Source organism: Chryseobacterium carnipullorum, from assembly GCF_900142785.1.
GTDB lineage: Bacteria > Bacteroidota > Bacteroidia > Flavobacteriales > Weeksellaceae > Chryseobacterium > Chryseobacterium carnipullorum.
Genome location: NZ_FRCD01000009.1, coordinates 136,457 through 155,492, shown reverse-complemented (window position 1 = coordinate 155,492; position 19,036 = coordinate 136,457). Strand labels below are relative to the sequence as shown.

Sequence of the window (19,036 nt, the reverse complement as noted above, 5' to 3'; positions counted from 1 at the left end):
CTCGTTCTTTCCTGAATTTATCTATAAAATTATTGAAGTTTATCCCTACATATAAACATATGGCTTTATTCTAAATTATTTAATCCGATACTTAGTCCAAAAAGATATCAGAATAAATTATAATTTAATCAATAAGATAAATGTTAGTAAAAAAATATAACATTTATCTTAGTTAGGAATAATATAAGAATAATTTATACTATATTTGCGCAGGGTAATATTACAAAAATACCCACGCGGGGTGGGCAAATATTTTTTATTATGAATTTTAGAAACTTAAATTCAGGTGACTGGTACTCTCCTGAATTATTGGGCAAATCTACAAAAGATTTGGAGAGTATGCAAGAGAAATTAGAGTTATATTCTGATTTGGCGAACCAAGACGCAGTGAAAACTGAGATTGGGGATATACTGGCAATTTTGGATAGTATTATTACAAAATCGCTGAAAGAAGTGTTTGAGAGGCAAGGAGCAGATAGTCTAAAATATAAAATGACGGGTATGTTTGCTACTGATTTGAACGCTACGATAAAATCGAAAGTTTTCAGAAAAATGAATGAAGATCAAAACTTTAGCAATAAAGTCCAAGTTAGATATAATCATGGATCACCATTTTTTATTGTCAAGGATAGATATGCTGTATTTATCAAAAAGTTAAATGGAAAACAAAATAAGCCTAATTGCTATCCAACGGCAAATAGTTTGAAAACGTTTTCGGGAAGTTTATTTATAGGTAAACATATTCCATTTTTATTTGTTGGTCCGAATCCTAAAAAAGGTGATGGTTCATTTGTCACCTCTTTGATTAATAGAAAGGAAGTGAACTGGACGACTGAAACTCCAGATTTATTTAATTATCAATATCAGGAGCCAATCAAACTTCGAACAAAAAGAGAAGAAAATAGTAATTTAGAAAATGTAACGTTAAACAAAGACGTTGTCAAAAAGAAAAAAGAAATAAAGTAACATTAACAACAACCCACCCCGCTTTAAAAATCTACAAAAAATGAAAACAATCAGTGTAGACAGAATAAAACTTGCCAGAGAAAGCAGAGGATTGACTCAAACTTCTATGGCTCAGCAACTGAGTTTTAATCAGGCTACTCTATCTAAAATTGAAAAAGGACTATATCATGTAAATGAGGAAATGATTACTGAAATAGCTTCTGTTCTTGATTACAAAAAAGATTTTTTCTATAAAAGTCACGAAGTATATCCTTTAAAACATTTCTATTTTAGAAAGAACTTAGGTACAACTGTTACAAACTCAAAAAAAATTGAATCGATAATAAACATTTTCTCAAGTAACATTATTGATTTAGCAGAAAGTGTCGATATCAAGGTAGATTTACCATATATTGACTTAGAAAAAGAAGAGACGACCCCAGAGGCATTTGCTTTAGTAGTTAGACAATATTTTAATCTTCCTAATGGACCAGTTAAAAATCTTGTCAATATATTAGAAAAACAGGGTGTTGTCGTTCATTTTTATGACTTTAATAAAGACCTAAAAATTTCAGGTGTGAGCTTCATTACTCCTGATGGTATACCTTTAATTATAATTAATAATAGTATTCCAAGTTCGAGAAAGCGATTCACATTGGCTCATGAATTAGCACATCTATTAATGCACTATAAAGGTGGTATTATAGATGAAAATAGAGACTTAGAAAAAGAAGCTGATAGATTTGCTTCAGAGTTCTTAATTCCAATAAAAGAAATAAAAAAATATTTATTTAATTTAACTGAACAAAATTTATTTGTACTTAAAAGTTATTGGAAAGTTTCAATTCAAGCAATTATTTATAAGGCTAATAAAAATGGAGCAATGACATTAGACCAACATAGAAGATGGATTACAAAAATTAATTATAATGGCTGGAGAAAAGTAGAACCTTTTGAATTTGAAATCGAATCGCCAAGTTTGCTTCCAAAACTCTTTGAATTACATTTTAATGATTTAGAATATTCTATTGAGGAAATTCAAAATATGTTTGGTTTAAATATCGATGAATTTTATAGATGTTATATTCAAAATTATCCTCAATTGCATTCATATTTCCCAAAATTAAGTAGGAGTAAAATCAATCTTAGATTAATTTAAATTTTAATAAAGGAAATGGATGACATTGAAAAAAAGGAGATTAATACATTTGACTTTTATAAAGAGCTGTATTTTAAAGAAATTGAGAGAAAAAAAGAGTTTGATAATTTGATAAATCTACCAATACTAATTTATACAACGATTGTTGCTGTAAATCTTTTTGTTCTTGAAAAATTTTTAAAAGAACCTTTGGATAAGTATTTTGTAATCTGTATTCTTAAAGTATTTGTATCCATAACATTGGGAAGTATCGCTTGTTCTCTTTATTATTTATTAAAATCGTTTGTTAATTTTCCTAAATCTTATATTTATAAAGAAATTGGAAATCCAAAAGAAATTTTTGATTACGAGTTAAATTTGAGAGAAGAGCAAGAAACTTTAGAAGATGCAGAATTGTTGATGAATAATTATTTGAAAGATAGTTTTATGGATTGTGCTAATACCAATTTTTTGATTAATCAAAAACGTTCTGAATTTTACGCTCAATCTAAAAATGGTATTTTTTTAGGGGTTGCGTCAACAATAATTATAATTGTATTTTATTTCATTAAACTTATAAATTAATAAATCATGGCAGAAGAAGAAAAGAAAGAAAAACCACAGTTACCTAAAAGTGAAGTACGTACACCAGATAAAGTTTCTGTGAAAAACGGAAGTCATATTAAAGGTGGTGGAGATGTCAATATTGGTAAAGTAACAAAAAGTAATTTCTAGTTTTTTTGAAAATTACATGACCTCACGTTAATTCGTGAGGTTATTCATATATTAATTTATCAATTTCAAATGGTTTTAATATTATTATCAGAAATTGAAATAATTTAAGATAGGTTATGCAGAATAAATTGACAGTATTCCAATACTATATGTTTATGAGTCACTATTATCTTAAAGAATTAATTTCTAAATTAATTCTTAAGTATTTGGGCTTCTGGCTTAATCCAAAATATTTCAATATCATATTTAGGGCTAGGAAATAAACTTTTTAACTCCGTTTCCAACTTTGATTTTACAAGAGAAAAATCTTTTATTTTAATTGCACTATACACAGATGCCGCTTTCTTAAAATTTGGATCGTAAAACAATTTATCGCAGAATTTCATTGCATAGAACATTTGCCAGAAATAAGGCATTATACCTTTGTGAACACTTTCGTTGCAGAATTCAAAAATTTTCTGAATGATAGTAATATCAAAATCAAACTCGAAAAGAGATTTGTTCTTTCGAACAAAGTCAAAAATAAAATTATGTTTAGTGAAAATTTTTTCTCCATTATTATCAAGAATATCACCTAAGCCTACTATTCTATTCATCTTAAGTTCAATAGTCTGTCTCAGAATTACTGGAGATATGATAAAAGAAAACTTATTATCAAGTCTTTTGTCGTTGTAAATACTATAGTATAATAATTGATGCGTACCTAAAAAATGCCATTTTGAATCTTCTGTAGTTGCCTTCCAGCTATTAAGCAAACGATAATTAGGCTCTGTTTTTTGCCCTATATGATTAGCAAAGATTACAAGGTCAAAAATAAGTTCATTAATCAAAAAACCGTACTTTTTAATCCCAGTATGTTTAAAAATTCCTTCGTCTATCATTTTCTGCTTGATATCCAGTAAACTATAGAATGCCGCCGCAAAGTGATTTTTAGCGAAAGCATCAATTTCACTATCATTAATTTGCCCTCGAAGTTTTTTATAGATACTGTTAGCAATGGTTAATTCAGACACCTTATTTTTATTGACGATAGTATTTAATCTCCGGAATTCTTTTTCGGTTTGTAAAAACGCATCTTTTGCAGAAAGTCGTACATTTTTCTTGTAATATTTGGTTCCTCTAGCTTTATCCATAAGAATATGAATAAATTCGTGTTTTTTTTCCATGGTTATTATAATAAAAATCGATTATAAGTGTAATTGCATTGGATAATTATCATTTTTAAGTACATCTCCAAAAGGCTATCTTTCATTAATTTATCAAGGTATTAATATCATATAAAATAGTGAATAAATGAGAAGTTTTATTATTTGAAATGTTTCTAATAATTATAGTTGTTAACTGTAATATGTTGCAATTTTTAGAGATGCTCAAAAAAAAATCGACAAATTATATTCTGGTGGATACTAAAACTACATATTTTTCAGTAATATCAATAACTTCATGCTTGTAGTTTAACTTACTTACTATTATATTATTGCTAACATCTCTATCAATCTGAAATAATCTATCATTGTAGTTTTTAGCTATCTCTAAAAAAAATAAAAATAAATATACGCTGTCACCTTTAAAGTGGTATTTTTTAGTAGAATCATTAATCACTTCAATATTTGAAAATCTTGAATTGCTGAAAAATAAAGTGGAAACAATTACTTTTTGAATTGAATCTTTATCAAAAGTGATATTACGGTTTTGCAGATTATTTACTTCGATATTGTTTTCCTTCTCATCAATAATTCTAAGCGGATGAGAAACTTTCCCCAGATGTTCTTTTTTGATCATTAAACGCCATTCTCTTTCATATCCCCAGATCAAATCTTTTATAGAAATCGAATAGATCATAGGTAATAGGGCTTCTACTGTCATTTTGCTACCATTCGATGTCTTAATTATAAAATTTGTAAATTCAATTCTTTCTAAAGGTTTGTAATCTATAGGATATAATAATTTATTATCGCAAACAATAGAATCAAAAAAGGATTTCTGACTATATTCTACACAGAAGCCCAATTCTGATGTATAATGAGGCCAGAATAAGTTATTGTCAAATGAATCAGTCAGGCATAAAACTCCTCTATGAGCAAAAAATTCTTCAGGAATCTCCTTAGATATATAATCGAATATTTCACGCCAATCATTTCCTGTCTCCGCTCTATAATCATCAATGAATGACTCTAGATTCCAAAGCTGACTGCTTCCTTCCATTATATCGTTGAGTTTAAATGGATTGGAAAAATGGACTTTGCTTGTTATGAAATTATTAATACTATTTTTATTTAGGGAAAAATACTTATAAAGCTTATCAGGTAAAGGCTCGTAAACTTTAACTGCTAAATCATTGTTATGCAAAGTGAATGATTTGCGATCTAGTGGTAAATTCATCTTTGTTTATTAGTTTAATCAAAATTACAATAATCTTCAATCTTTTATCTTTGTTAAGCTTACAACAAATGCACCCATTGATAACGCTCCGATAATTGCTTCTATTGAAACAATAATTTTAGTTATTCCTGTTCGTGGAAAAATATCACTAAAACCAAGTGTCACAAAACTTATTATACTGCAATACAATCCATAACAAAACTTTTCAAAATAACTTAAATCATTATCAATTTCTTTTGGAATAATATCCTTTGATACTACAGAATAAATAAAAGCAAATATCAAGATTGTCAAAAAGATAACTATTAAAATTCTTTTTGGTTCTCTACCATATCCCCAAAAATATTTATCAAAATTCCAAGCAATTTTGTTTTTAAAACCTTTTGCTTTTAATCTTTTATAATCTAATTCTTTAATTTTAAAATCATTTGCTATCTTATAATTGCCTAATTCATTATTTGCCTTATATAGGGCTCTAAATGTCCTGTCAAAATTTTCAGAATGTTTAATATTAGAAAACCAAACTCCAAAATTTTCTAAATCTGCATTTTGAAAAATAGGAATAAACTGCCCTCCCCAAATCCTTATATTTTTCATTGAACTGTCGGTAATTCTCCCCGTAACATTAGAATTAATAAATTTCCAATTGCTAATTTGTGAATTAAACATATTCAAGTTTTGAACACTGGTATTGCGAAATGTTATAAACAATATTTTCAGATGTTTACAAGTCAAGTTATCAATTGTGCAATAATTAAATTCAATAGATTGATTGTTGCTAATTTCCTCATTTAATTTTAAACCATTAACATTGACAAATTCAATTTTTTTTGGCCTTAAAATTTGATTTAATCCGTTTGTAGGTGGCTCAATTCCTCCCATTTTCAGTAAACGAAGGTCAAAATTGTAAAAAACTTCTTCGTATTCTGAACCTCGTCCGTAACGATTTATCTGTTTTAAAAAATCGCTGTCAATGTTTTTATTTTCGCACCAATCTAAATAGCCTAAAAATTCTTTTACATATTCATATTCAATTTCATCATCATTTTGTGCAAAGTCCACCTCATAGTTGTCCCAAACCTGATATTTGGTTCTATTTTTATAGGTGACTTTCAATAAGTGTTTTGTTTTAATTTCCTTGTTTTCAGTATATTTATTTTCAATGAAACTACTTATATAACCGTCGAAAAGAATATCTTGTGATAATGAATATTCTTTCATCCAATCATCAAATTTTTTTAATCTTCTTTTAAAATTATCAAATATGATTGGATAGTCATGTTTTTTTCGCCATTCATCAAAGACATATTGAGGTAAGAGCCATAAATCTAATGGCGTCAATCTTTCGATGTGAATAATTTTGGCTAATAAATCATCTTCCGAAATTCCAATATTTTCCTCATAAATCGTATCTATTATATCAATCATAAGTTATTACTATAACCAAATATACAAACTACTGTCGTGAATTTTTTCAACTTTCCGAAATTTCAAAAATAATAACATTATTTTTGAATAATACTTTCATACTGATAGATCAAGATAAAACTCAAAAATCTATAATATTAAATGAGTCGTTGCTTATAAGGGATTTTAATTTGGATAGACTCATTGCAAAAAGATGCTTAGGAAACAGAAGAAGTTCCCCGGCAATGCTCTGACCGTTTCTACAAGGAAATTGAAATGTAAAATAAAAACCCTAACTTTTTTGAGTTAGGATTTTCTTCTATTATGATTTTTAAATTCTTTTTGTAATTCTTTAATTTCAATTTGAAGTTTTTCATATTCAATGTCAGTCAACTTTGTAAACAAAATTAATATGTCAATTTTGAAAAAATTACAAAATTTTACGATACTTTCTATAGTTGGATTAGTTTCTGCTCTTTCAATTCTACCAACTTGATTACTTGAAAGATTAATCTCATTGCCAAGTTGCAATTGCGAAAGTTTACCTTTCAATCTATGAAATTGAAATATTTTTCCAACTTGAAATTTTAATTCATCTACTTCCCATATATACATTTAGTAAATTTTGGGATTTCTTTAATTTTTCATAAACACATATATGTGTTGTATGTAATTTTTTATTATATTTGTAAAATAAGTTACAGAAATGTAACTTTGCGATACTTCAAAGAAATATTAGAAGCTATTGCTTAGAGTCTTGGACAGAAAACTGGTAATTTTTAAATCCCTAAGATGATAAGTAAAGTAGCTCACGACCTAGGCGTGGGCTCACTTATCTTGGGATGTGTATACCAGTACCTCTGTTCGGATATGTTGAGTCCCATGCCGTTTTTCTTTCAATGCTGTTCGCCTTACCTCTACAATAAAATCTAAGCCCGCTTCCTAAAATACAGTATCAGATTACACGATACAATAGGAAGGTACAACCTATTGCGGCTTTCAATAGCTCACACGGGACACAGATTTCATTCATATTAAATGCTTTCCGGTGCCTTGCGGTCACTGCTTACAGAACCTCACCAGTCCTTTTTCATACCAAAGGGCATCAGGAAAGTTTTTATCCATCGATGAATCCATCACATTAATTACAAAAAATAAAAAAACAAAAAAGCCCCTTCCCATACAGTTTGACGACATAGGGAAAGAGCAGATCAGTAATTAATTTAACGATTAAAAACCTTTTACAAATCTATGAAAAATTCCTATTACAAGATAGGAGGTATTTTCTTTGGCCTTATGTTGACCGCTATCAGCACCAACACAAAAGCCCAAACACGCACCATTTCCGGTACCGTTACTGCATCCAACAAACCACTTTCAGGAGTAACCATCTCCCAAGAGGGAAGCGATCAGATAACGACCACCAGCGAAAACGGAACCTACCAATTACAGGTTTCAGCAGAAAATCCCATCCTATTGTTCAGACATCCTGATTACGCTCAAGAACGAATCACAGCCACCAATCAGACCGTCGTCAATATCAGCTTAGAACAAAAAGTAAAGGGAATCGAAGAAGTTATTCTCAACGCCGGCTACTACAAAGTAAGAGAGAAAGAAAGTACCGGAAGTATAGCCAAGGTCACGGCAAAAGACATAGAAAACCAGCCTGTGAATAATGTATTATCAGCCATGCAGGGCAGGATGCCGGGTGTGACGATTACACAGAATTCAGGTGTTCCCGGAAGTGGTTTCGATGTGCAGATCAGGGGTAGAAACAGTTTAAGAAGCTATGCTTCTACAGGCTATGACGGCAATAAACCGTTATGCATAGTCGATGGTGTTCCTTTACCTCAAATCAATGATTTTAATACCGGAATGTCCGGAAATATTATGCCTTTCAGTGAAACCAATCCCCTAAATTCCATTAACCCTGAAGACATCGAGTCCTTCGAAGTTTTGAAGGATGCTGATGCAACCGCCATTTATGGTAGCAAGGGTGCCAATGGCGTCATATTGATCACTACTAAAAAAGGAAAGAAGGAGCGAACAGAGGTAAGTCTGAGAACAAGTTATGGTCTTGGCGATATGACCAACCTTCCTAAAATGATGACTCTTGAGGAATATACGGCAATGCGTAAACTGGCTTTCGCCAATGATGGTATTGCGATTCCTGCCAATGCCTACGATGTCAATGGGGTGTGGAGTTCTACAAAAAATACAGACTGGCAGAAATACTTCGTCGGCAATCAGGCTGAATTTTCAGATGTACAGCTCAGTGTATCTGGCGGAAGCGGCAATACACAATTCTCGGTTTCCGGTGGTCACAATGAAGAAACAACAGTATTTCCGGGAAGTTACCACTACACCAGAAATAACTTAGGCATTAACCTCAACCACTCGAGTAAAGACCGAAGATTCCAGATAGGGTTTAATGGTACAGCAGCTTTACAAAACAATGTCCTGCCTCCGACAGACTTTAATATTCTGTATGCTTCGTTGGCTCCCAATGCACCTGACCTCTATACGGCTGATCATAAGATCAATTGGGAGAACAGTACGTTTTCGAATCCGATGGGACCTGCAACGCAGACCTATTCTGTTAAAACCAACAGCTTGAATGCCAACATTACATCCAGCTACAATATGGGAGGCGGGTTTTCTGTCAACCTCAACACGGGCTACAGCAGTTATAATGCTTATGACCAAAAATTATTTCCAAAGACGACTTACAATCCTGCAAGCAATATAGGAAGCAGTAATTCATCAATAAGAAAAGGACAGAAGCAGAATCAGAGTTGGATACTGGAGCCCCAGCTGAATTATGAAAAAAGGTGGGGTAAACATAAGCTGTCAGCTTTGTTGGGTGCTTCGTTACAGGAACAGAAGTCTGACAATGTAGTGATCCTCGCCAAAAATTTTCCTTCTGATGAAATGTTGACCAATATTGCAGCGGCAACTACCATCACGGTTCCTAGCGCCAGTGAAACACTTTACCGCTATCAGGCTGTATATGCAAGGCTTAATTACGGATTTAACAAACGGTATTTTCTGAATTTAACGGGAAGGCGAGATGGTTCCAGCAGGTTTGGTTCCGACAGGCGATATGCCAACTTTGGTGCTTTAGGTGCGGCCTGGCTTTTTTCTGAAGAAAATATGCTGAAAGACTCGTCCTGGCTGAGTTTTGGAAAATTGAGAACAAGTTATGGGGTGGCTGGTAATGATCAAATTGGCGACTATCAGTATTACGATACCTACCAATCTAGCGGCGGGTCATATGGTGGCAGTTCAGGCTTGGTACCGCAAAGGCTTTATAATAAAAATTTTGGCTGGGAGCTTACAAGGAAATTTGAGGCAGCTCTGGAAATGGGATTGTTTAAGGAACGATTGAATTTTACATTAGGCTATTATCATAACATAAGCTCTAATCAGTTGGTTGGAATCCCAATGCCGGCCACGGTCGGATTTACAAGTATCCAGGCGAATCTTGATGCCACGGTGAGAAACAGAGGTCTAGAGATCTCGTTCCAGTCGGTCAATGTACAATCAGTAAACTGGAAGTGGACGACTAATCTCAATTTCACGTTGCCTGAAAATCAACTGCTTGAGTTTCCTAATCTGGCTACTTCAACCTATTCCAACAAATTTGAGGTTGGAAAGTCTACATCATTGGTCAAATTATACCAATATACGGGCATCGATCCTGTAACGGGACTCTATACTTTTTATGATGCCAATAAGGACGGGATTATCAATACTGCGGACCGTGTGGTGAGTAAGGAGCTGAAAGAGTACTGGTATGGTGGCCTTCAAAATAGTGTACAATATAGAAACTGGACTTTTGACGTGCTTCTGCAATTTGTCAGTCAAAGTCAGTATAATGCGTACTCGATGTACAATAACTTAGGGGTAATGGCCAACCGACCTGCAATGTACAATGATTATTGGACCCCGGATAATCCTGATGCCCAGTTTCAGAAGCCCAGTGCCGGCTTTAATCCTGCAGCTGCAACAACAAGCTCACTCTTTATCAACAGTGATGCAACGGTATCGGATTCTTTTACAGTGAGGGTCAAGAATGCGACATTGACGTACACAATTCCGTCATTGAATCAAAGCAAACTCAAGGCGAAGATCTTTGCAAGTGGGCAAAACCTCTTTGTATTCTCCAACTATAAGGGCAGTAATCCTGAATTTATGTTAGCAGGATACAGCAGTCCATTACGCGTCATCAGTTGTGGATTTTCATTAACCTATTAGTACCTTAATTATCATGAAAAATACAATTATCAGAAATATTATTCTACTGTCAATTTTAATCATATCCCTTCTGCTTTGTAAAAGCTGTGATGAGTTTACGGATGTTGGATTGCCAAAAAATCAAATAACAAGAGATGTGGTCTTTAAAGATGACCAGTTGGCAAAGGCTGCCATGGCAGGAATCTACAGGTCGCTGGAAGAGTCAGGATTTCTGTCTGGTTCTTCATCAGGAGCGCAGGTGATCTGGGGATCCTATATTGATGAGCTACAGTCTTATGGCGCTGCCACAACGGATGCTTCAATTTTCTATCAATTGAGCCATACTGCCAGTACAGATAAAATCAGTACGGTATGGAATACAAGTTACACTCAGATCTACAATATCAATGCAGTGATTGAAGGGGTGGAAAATTCAGATCAGCTGAGCACTGCGGTGAAGGCTCAGCTCAAAGGAGAAGCACTGTTTTTACGTTCCATCCTTCATCTTTATCTTGCATTGACTTACGGTGCTGTACCTTATGTTACAACAACAGCTTATGAGGTTAATCAAAGTATAGGTAAAATCAGTGTTGATGAAGTTTATTTAAAATGTAGGAATGATCTTGAAGCATCACTTGCCCTGCTGCCGGAAACACTACCTAAAGGCAGTAGAATTTATCCCACAAAGATGGCATCTTATGCTTTGCTTGCAAGAATTGGCTACTATCAATCCGACTGGGGTAGTGCTAAGCATTATTGCGATCTTGTTATCAACAATCCGCAGTATCAGATGGAAGTCCTAGATAAGTTGTTCTTAAAAGACAGCACCAGCAGTATTTGGCAACTATTGCCTTATGGTGCAGGATACAATACTTATCAGGGCAACGTATTTATTATCAAAACAGCACCACCTTCAAATGTTGCGCTTCGGCAGGATTTTATCTCCGAGTTTGAAACCGGCGATAAAAGGTTCAGTTCCTGGGTTGCGCAGATCAAGGATTCACAAAACAAAACTTACTATTACCCCTTTAAATACCAACAGTACTCCAGCAGTGCCACAACGATGGAATATTCTGTGATCTTACGAGTGGAGGAGTTGTATTTAATAAGAGCTGAGGCTATGTTGAAGATGGCTCAGTACAATGCGGCGGTTGCTGACATTAATTCGGTCCGTACCCGAGCTGGTTTAAACGGTATTGCAAATACTTCGGATTCCGCCTTTTTGCTGAATGCCATTATCAAAGAGAGAAGGTTTGAACTATTCACAGAGTTTGGACACCGTTTCTTTGATCTTCGTCATTACAATCTGTTGGATGATGTGATGCAAGTAAAGAAATCCGGGTGGAAGCCGAACTTTAAATTGTTGCCGTTACCGGAAAAGGAACTTTTGTTAAATCCTAATTTAAACCCTCAGAATAATGGTTATTAGGTTTTGGACATTTGTTTTTCTGCTTACACAGGCCTATTGTTTTTCTCAGAACATAGACAGCCTGGATTCGGTCTATAGTCAATTTTACAAAACTGATCTGTTAACCGTAAGTCCATCCGGCAAATATGCTGTAGTGAATCACAATAATACTTATGGTAAAAATGAAGATGAGATTGTTGATTTGAAGACTGGAAAGGGAACTGTCGTTGAAAAACATATAAAGTACAGTTTTGTTGGAGATGAAGACCTCATTATGCAGACCTCGGAAAGGACAAGATTTCAAAATTTAAAAAGAGGGAAGTATAATGATGTCAAAGGTGGGTTCTCAGTTACAGTTTTAAAGCGTTCAGGTTCGGTTTTACTGTATGATACAAGGTTACAGAAGCTAATTTTAACATCCAAAACGGGAGAGGTCCTATGGAAAGAAAATACGGTGCAAACGTACAAAGTGGATGAGCATTCTGAGCAATTAATCTACGCTTCGGGAAAGCAGGTGGGAATTGTCGATTTGAAAACGAAGCGAGCGAAAACGTATAACTTGGAAAGTGAGATTGATTGGATTAGCTTTACTAGCGCAAAGGTATATCTTTTTCATAGGCAGGCTTTGCAGCTGGAGATATATACTTTGGATAACTCAGCTGACCGATTCTATAAACAAATCATTCGTTGTCCTGAAGGTTTTGAGTTGGCTGAATCATTAGATACTTATTTTGAGATTAGGGAAGACGAACATTTGTTGCTGCCGCTGTACCTCAAAAGTAAATTGATAAAAAGTGAGAATTCTGACCTTAAAATTACGTACTCCAATAGAAACAGTAAAGATCAAATTTTATATCATCATCTTGGTATCTACAATATCGCCAGACATAATTGGGAGTATACACCTAATCAATTTGAAGTTTCACCAGTCTATAAATTTCTAAATGACAAGGGCGATTTTATTGTGTATGACCAGAGCTCAGATAAAGTAGAAAATCAGGAAAATGTTGTAAGAGATTTAAAATTGATTTTGGACTATGGTAAAAGTTCTTATTTATTAGCTAAAAAAAGAAGTAATGACGGAAATTATTTATGGGACAGCAACACGAGACAATTCGTTTATTTCAATGAAGGGAGATGGAGGAGTTATAACGTGGATTCAGAAACTGATATTTTATTGCCAATAGATGATGAAGAACGGAAAGACAATTCAAGAGCTGTTTTATCAGATAGTCCTGATCGTAAAACAATCCTAATCAAAGACAGATCAGCGGTTATGCTTTCTAATGAGTTTGATTATCTCATATTTGATTTAAAGTCACATCATTTAGAAAGGATTACGAATGGCGAAGAAAAAAAGCTAAAGTACGAGTTGCAACGAACGCAGGATCATTATTCTGAATCTCCCTGGAATCTAAAACTGGCAACGATAGACTTAGAAAAAGAAATGATTTTTAAAAGATTTAATATGATGGATTACACTACTGGATTCAGCATGTATCATTATAAGAAGAAAAAATCAACATATTATGATCAAGGACATTATAAGGAAGCAGTACCTTATAAAAATGGCATTTTATTCACTTCTGAATTTGCTTTTGAGCCTTTAAAATTATCTATTGCTGACAAGAGTGCCATTAAAATAGTGTATCAATCTCAAAATGAAGAAAGATCGTTACTTAAAAATTTGAAATATCATATTTTTCAATACGAGACAATTTTTGGTAGAGCGAATGCTGCCCTGTTACTTCCTATTGGCTACGACAACAAGAAAAAATATCCCCTCATCGTTAATGTATATGAACAGCAATCGTTGAATGTTCTAACTTATGCTCAACCTTTTTTGTCAGCCAGAGATGGTTTTAATTATATGCATTATCTGCTGAATGGCTATATTGTACTTTTGCCAGACTTACAATACGATATTTCAAACATTAAGAATAGTATTATATCATCTTTAGAAATGAGCATCGATTCTGCCCAAGAATTAGCTTCTGTCGATAAAAAAAATATTGGAGTCTTGGGATTATCATTTGGTGGCTACGAAACGGGATTAGCTTTGGGAAATTCAAGTTATTTTAAAACGGGCGTTGCGGGCGTAATGGTTTCCGACCTTGTAACTAGGACACTAAGTCAGTCTGAAGTTATGTCAGAACCTAACTATCTTCGGGTGGAGAGCAGACAATACCGGATGAAAAACCAGTTATTTGACAGTTGGAAAAACTATCAGGAATACTCACCAATTTATTATCTTAAAAATGTTAAAGTGCCGGTATTGATCTGGACAGGATTGAAAGATAGAAATGTTTCGCCTGAGCAATCAAAAATGTTTTTTTTAGGGATGAAAAGGTTACAGAAGAAATCGGTACTATTAGAATATTTTAATGAGACCCATACTATTAACTCAAAAGAAAATCAACGTGATCTGAACGTCAGAATTTGGCAATGGTTTGACTATTATTTAAAAAATCAACCACTAGCAGATTGGCTACGTCCAATAACTGAATAAAAAAGCTCCCGTTTGGGAGCTCTTTTTTTAGTTTATTTTATACAATTCAAGATTAGCCGTTTCGGGATGGTCCACTTGCGGGCCGCTCGTTCCGAAAACCTGCGCACCGGTGACTGTTCCGTCAACCGTACATATTGGAGCATCTTCTTCTTGACACATGACACTTCTGTCCCACTGATTAGTTAGACTATTAAAAATATAGCCTTGTCTAACAGCTAAATTCTCACTGCTACTTTTTTCTTTTTGAGTAGCGAATGCAGTTCCGGTTCCTATCAGAATTAGAACTGCTGGTAAAATGTAATTTTTCATTTTAATAAAATTTGATGTTATGCCTACTCTAAATCAACAGGTTTTCGGCAACCCCTGTTCTGTTGGCCAACAGATCTTATTTAAATGTATATCGAGAAATTTGATTTCCTGACAGTACATATAAATGATGTTTTGTGCTTAAAATACTTGTGATTTTGTTTCTTCTGTCATTTTTTATGTAAAAACTATAGCGGTATCTTTTAGTTGGTAGATCATACACGTCAATCACGTCACTTTTTCGAAACTTAATAAATGATTCGTCTTTTCCTCGTACTTTAGATACATTAAAGAATTTGTTATTGGATGCTGTTTGTGCTGTGTTTATTTCAAGCGGTGCTTTCAGCAATTTTGTCTGACCATTATTTAATGTTGTAGTTTTAATGGTATCATTAGAGGATATATCCAGTAATGTATGGTGCCTCTGAATATTTTTAAGATCAAAATCAGTAGTTATTGTTTGATTTCGATAGAGCAGCGTATAGATGATTTGGTGATTTATATGGTCAATAATCATATTGCCGTCAACATCAAAAATACCATCAGCGTTGGTCTTTAGAACTTCAGGAGCTAGAACATAATTTTTTGAAGAGCTTTTTAAGACGCCTAATTCACTTTTTCTTGTTTTAATAAGCATCGTTTTAAATACATATTTCTTTGGTTCCAACAAATAAAACTTTGAAAAATACAGTCGGTTAATACCTGTATCGTAAACTTTTAACGAAGGAAGCTTCCCTTCAAAAATTACCGGTACTTTGCCATCGGACACACTGAAATACGGATACAATACATTGATAGAGACATTTCTGAATTGGTAGTTATAGTTATCGAGTCTTATGGTATCCACTTTTACATCATTAAAAGATGGCATAACAGTCGAAAGTAGCAGTGGTGTTTTTCTATAACCTAAAAATAATGTATCACCATGATTGCCTGCAAAATAATAGTTGTCCGTAGGTAACTGTAATGTTTTATATTCAGATCTTAATGGACTTATCATCTTCCTTTTAAAATCTCCCTGATTATCATTGATATGTGGACAAAATATTAGTATAAGCAATAATGTTGGCAGTGTAGCGATCAACGCGCCAACTACCAGCAACTTCTTTTTGTTTTTAGACTCTATTGTATTAATTGCAATTATTATCAATACGATACAAGCCAAATTAAATATAAGATGCTCATTCCAGGTCATCTTTTCCAGTATGCCGCCACAAGAGCAAGGAATTGAATCACTAAAATGTAAGATGAGATATATGTAGAACGTGAACGTGAACATCATACCTAGCGAGGCATATAATCCTATCATACGCGAGTGCTTAAAAAATAATACGATAACAATTATAATCTCAGATATTATTGTAGCATAAGAAAAAAAGCCTGCATATTCGCCGAGTATAGGAGATTGCCCTATCTGTACCTGGAAGTTCTCAAAATCAGTCAATTTACTTACACTGGCATATACAAACAATAAGATCAAGAAGAAACTTATTCCTGTAGCAATGATGTTAGCAATTTTTTTCATAATTTTCTTTGTATTAGTTTAACAGACTTGAATCAATCTCCATTTGATCTTCCTCCCACAATAGTCAGGCATTTTCTCACCCTTGAATAAGGTCACTGTCGTTCTAAAATTCCCCATACTTTCCCAAATGCCGCTTTCCGGACATGGTAAGCCTGTGACAACTGATATGGAGGTAAGGGGAATCATAGGTCATATAATTTGATTATTTATTTGGAACAAGCCGCCAGTTGTCACCATCCCGTACCGGCGGGTCAGGATCTACAATTTCTTCTGATGTTTTGGCAGAATCTCCTTTCATCATCATTGTTTTTTCTATCTGATCAGGTCGATCATCACGTACATTGATTTCCTCATCTCGATGGGTACAGTTTTGCATAAAAACTGAAGCTATCGTTATACTAAAAATTGGGATAAACTTTTTCATTTTTAATTTTTTTGGTTGGTTATCCCGGCCGGATTGTATTAGAATTCTGAAGCCAAAGTTATCCGGCTGAAGCCACGAAAAAAACTACTCTATGGACCCATTTTAAAATAGATACGTCTCAATTTTAAAATTGATACAAGGATAAATAGCTGTGAAAGCCTTGTAGATCAAGGATTCTGGAATACGACTGCTGATAAGATTCCAGCGCCCTTAAAACTGCTTTATTTAAATACAAAATGATTAATTTTGAGATGGTGAGGTTCTAATAATCAGTATATGAAAAAGTTAAATTACTTTCTCGTGCTATTTTCTGCATTTTCACACCTGCTATTTTCCCAGCAAAAAAAAGAAACGACTTTCAGTGAGATCAGAAAACACTACGAAAAAATGACCATTGATGACATGGATGCAATGCCCTATGTGAAATTGTACATCCAGAAGGCGAAAAGCGAAAATAACATTCCGAAATTAATTCAGGGTTACAGGGATGGGAGGCAGTTTGACTACCATAACAAGATCAAGTATGCCGACAGTGCCATAGCAGTCAGCATGAAGCACGGAACCAGTGATGACATCAGCAAAGATTATTTAAGCAAGGGAATCATCTATTATTTCTATCAAAAAAAATATAAGCTCGCTTTGGACCAATATCTAAAAGCTTATCAATATTCAAAAGGGTCAGAAGATAAGTATCATCATTATAAGGTGATCTATCATCTCGGGGTCGTCAAAGAACATTTGGGGTATTATGAAGAAGCCCTGGAACATTTTCAGGACTGCGTTACTTTTTATTCATCAAAACCAAAGCATATTCTGCACGATAATGAGAAGTTCAATTACAAAAAGGCCTATCTGAATAGTCTTCACCAAATGACCATCGTTAACAGATATCTTAAAAACTTCACTAAAAGTGACAGCCTTAGCAGGTTGGGATATCAATTGACCTTAAATGATCATGATTTTGATCTTGAAAACAGCTATTTTCTTAAATGCATGGGCATCTCAAAATTTCATAAGCAAAATTACGCTGAGGCAAAGAAAGACCTGGAAAGAGCATTGCCTGTTATTTTGAAAAGAAATGACTTTGCCTGGGTTTCAGTCATTTATTACCATTTAGGTAAGATCTCCGAAGCTCAAAATAATATAGGTGAGGCCATCTATTACTATAGTGAAATAGACAAGATCTTCGAAAAGCATGAATTTATACTCCCTGAAGTTTATAGGAGCTATCATTATCTCATTGAATATTATAAAAATAAAAATATTGATGAGAGCAAACAGCTTTATTACACCAATCAACTTCTTAAAGCTGACAGTGCGATCTCCAAAGATTACCCTTATCTGTCCTCAAAACTTCATAAGGATTATGACCGTAAAACCCTGATCGATCAAAAAGAGGATATAGAAAGGGCAGATAAAAGAAAAATATTCTTTGCACAGATCCTCATATTCTCAGGAACAATTGTCCTCAGTTTTTTTGTTATACGCTACATTAAAGACCGGAAAATAAAGAAACAGTATGATCTGCTTCAAAAAAGAATAACTGACGATACTTATATTCTCAAAGACATTATACAAGATGAAACTGTTGAAGACACATCAAGAAAAACCTCTTTGACACCAGAAATGAGCTTTGAGATCAGAGGAAAACTGGAAAAATTTGAACTGGAAAAACAATTTCTAAAGAAAGGACTGAACGAAAAGGACGTTGCAGTAAAGCTATCAACCAATTCCCATTATCTGTCAGTCTACATCAACGAACACAAGGGGATGAACTTCAACAAGTATATAGCGGAGCTCAGGATCAACTATATCACCAATCTTCTCAATACCAACAACATGTATCTCCACTTCACCATTGAGGCGTTGGCGAAGGAATGTGGCATCGCATCCCGCCAGAATTTCTCGAATCTTTTTTTTGATATTAATGGCATACGTCCGACTGATTACATCAAGAAGCGCAAACAGGAATTGGGAATCGGTTGATAGTGGCATGAATAAAGGATTTTTTGTAATTTTCT

Annotated in this window: 15 protein-coding genes; 8 read left to right on the top strand and 7 right to left on the bottom strand. The window is 33.8% G+C overall.

Translation table 11 applies throughout. The features are described from left to right. Positions 1 to 261: 261 nt before the first annotated feature. The 4 genes from BUC06_RS11870 to BUC06_RS23830 are packed head-to-tail and all read left to right on the top strand — an operon-like array spanning position 262 to position 2,818. Entirely contained in the window at positions 262 to 966 is a 705-nt protein-coding gene (locus tag BUC06_RS11870; protein WP_073334120.1) for a hypothetical protein, read from the top strand. Between the two features lie 40 nt (positions 967 to 1,006). Further along, the gene (locus BUC06_RS11865; protein ID WP_073334119.1) at positions 1,007 to 2,104 is read left to right on the top strand and encodes an XRE family transcriptional regulator; all 1,098 of its coding nucleotides are present in this window, start codon (positions 1,007 to 1,009) and stop codon (positions 2,102 to 2,104) included. A 15-nt stretch (positions 2,105 to 2,119) separates the two neighbouring features. After that, complete coding sequence (locus BUC06_RS11860; RefSeq protein ID WP_073334117.1) at positions 2,120 to 2,668, top strand: hypothetical protein; 549 nt, start codon at positions 2,120 to 2,122, stop codon at positions 2,666 to 2,668. 6 nt (positions 2,669 to 2,674) lie between these two features. Then, positions 2,675 to 2,818: a hypothetical protein gene (locus BUC06_RS23830; RefSeq protein ID WP_167367423.1), complete on the top strand. Its 144-nt coding sequence runs from the start codon at positions 2,675 to 2,677 to the stop codon at positions 2,816 to 2,818. 191 nt (positions 2,819 to 3,009) lie between these two features. Here BUC06_RS23830 and BUC06_RS11855 read toward each other — a convergent pair whose 3' ends face one another. The 4 genes from BUC06_RS11855 to BUC06_RS11840 form a co-directional block, all read right to left on the bottom strand. Further along, a complete protein-coding gene (locus tag BUC06_RS11855) occupies positions 3,010 to 3,984 on the bottom strand; it encodes a hypothetical protein (protein WP_073334116.1) in 975 nt (324 codons plus the stop codon). Positions 3,985 to 4,207: 223 nt separating this feature from the next. Continuing rightward, positions 4,208 to 5,200 (bottom strand): DUF2971 domain-containing protein, encoded by a 993-nt coding sequence (locus BUC06_RS11850; protein WP_139263352.1) that lies wholly within the window; start codon positions 5,198 to 5,200, stop codon positions 4,208 to 4,210. Between the two features lie 36 nt (positions 5,201 to 5,236). After that, entirely contained in the window at positions 5,237 to 6,628 is a 1,392-nt protein-coding gene (locus BUC06_RS11845; RefSeq protein ID WP_073334113.1) for a potassium channel family protein, read from the bottom strand. Between the two features lie 285 nt (positions 6,629 to 6,913). After that, positions 6,914 to 7,222, bottom strand: coding sequence for a helix-turn-helix domain-containing protein (locus BUC06_RS11840; protein WP_073334111.1), 309 nt, complete (start codon positions 7,220 to 7,222; stop codon positions 6,914 to 6,916). A 636-nt stretch (positions 7,223 to 7,858) separates the two neighbouring features. On the opposite strand from BUC06_RS11840, the gene BUC06_RS11835 reads away from it, so the two are divergent. The 3 genes from BUC06_RS11835 (at position 7,859) to BUC06_RS11825 (ending at position 14,760) form a co-directional block, all read left to right on the top strand. Continuing rightward, complete coding sequence (locus BUC06_RS11835; RefSeq protein ID WP_073334109.1) at positions 7,859 to 10,864, top strand: SusC/RagA family TonB-linked outer membrane protein; 3,006 nt, start codon at positions 7,859 to 7,861, stop codon at positions 10,862 to 10,864. Between the two features lie 13 nt (positions 10,865 to 10,877). Continuing rightward, positions 10,878 to 12,272 carry a RagB/SusD family nutrient uptake outer membrane protein gene (locus BUC06_RS11830; protein WP_073334108.1) on the top strand — a complete coding sequence of 465 codons (1,395 nt, stop codon included), beginning with the start codon at positions 10,878 to 10,880 and terminating at the stop codon, positions 12,270 to 12,272. A gap of 133 nt (positions 12,273 to 12,405) precedes the next feature. After that, positions 12,406 to 14,760, top strand: coding sequence for an alpha/beta hydrolase family protein (locus BUC06_RS11825; protein ID WP_167367422.1), 2,355 nt, complete (start codon positions 12,406 to 12,408; stop codon positions 14,758 to 14,760). A 27-nt stretch (positions 14,761 to 14,787) separates the two neighbouring features. On the opposite strand, the gene BUC06_RS11820 is transcribed toward BUC06_RS11825, so the two are convergent. The 3 genes from BUC06_RS11820 to BUC06_RS11810 all read right to left on the bottom strand — a co-directional run bounded on the left by BUC06_RS11820 (position 14,788) and on the right by BUC06_RS11810 (position 17,015). Continuing rightward, positions 14,788 to 15,069: a DUF6520 family protein gene (locus BUC06_RS11820; protein ID WP_072408733.1), complete on the bottom strand. Its 282-nt coding sequence runs from the start codon at positions 15,067 to 15,069 to the stop codon at positions 14,788 to 14,790. Between the two features lie 76 nt (positions 15,070 to 15,145). Continuing rightward, entirely contained in the window at positions 15,146 to 16,591 is a 1,446-nt protein-coding gene (locus BUC06_RS11815; protein ID WP_073334105.1) for a MauE/DoxX family redox-associated membrane protein, read from the bottom strand. 202 nt (positions 16,592 to 16,793) lie between these two features. Beyond that, a complete protein-coding gene (locus tag BUC06_RS11810; RefSeq protein WP_073334103.1) occupies positions 16,794 to 17,015 on the bottom strand; it encodes a hypothetical protein in 222 nt (73 codons plus the stop codon). 276 nt (positions 17,016 to 17,291) lie between these two features. On the opposite strand from BUC06_RS11810, the gene BUC06_RS11805 reads away from it, so the two are divergent. Beyond that, a complete protein-coding gene (locus tag BUC06_RS11805; RefSeq protein WP_073334101.1) occupies positions 17,292 to 19,001 on the top strand; it encodes a helix-turn-helix domain-containing protein in 1,710 nt (569 codons plus the stop codon). Positions 19,002 to 19,036: the final 35 nt, after the last annotated feature.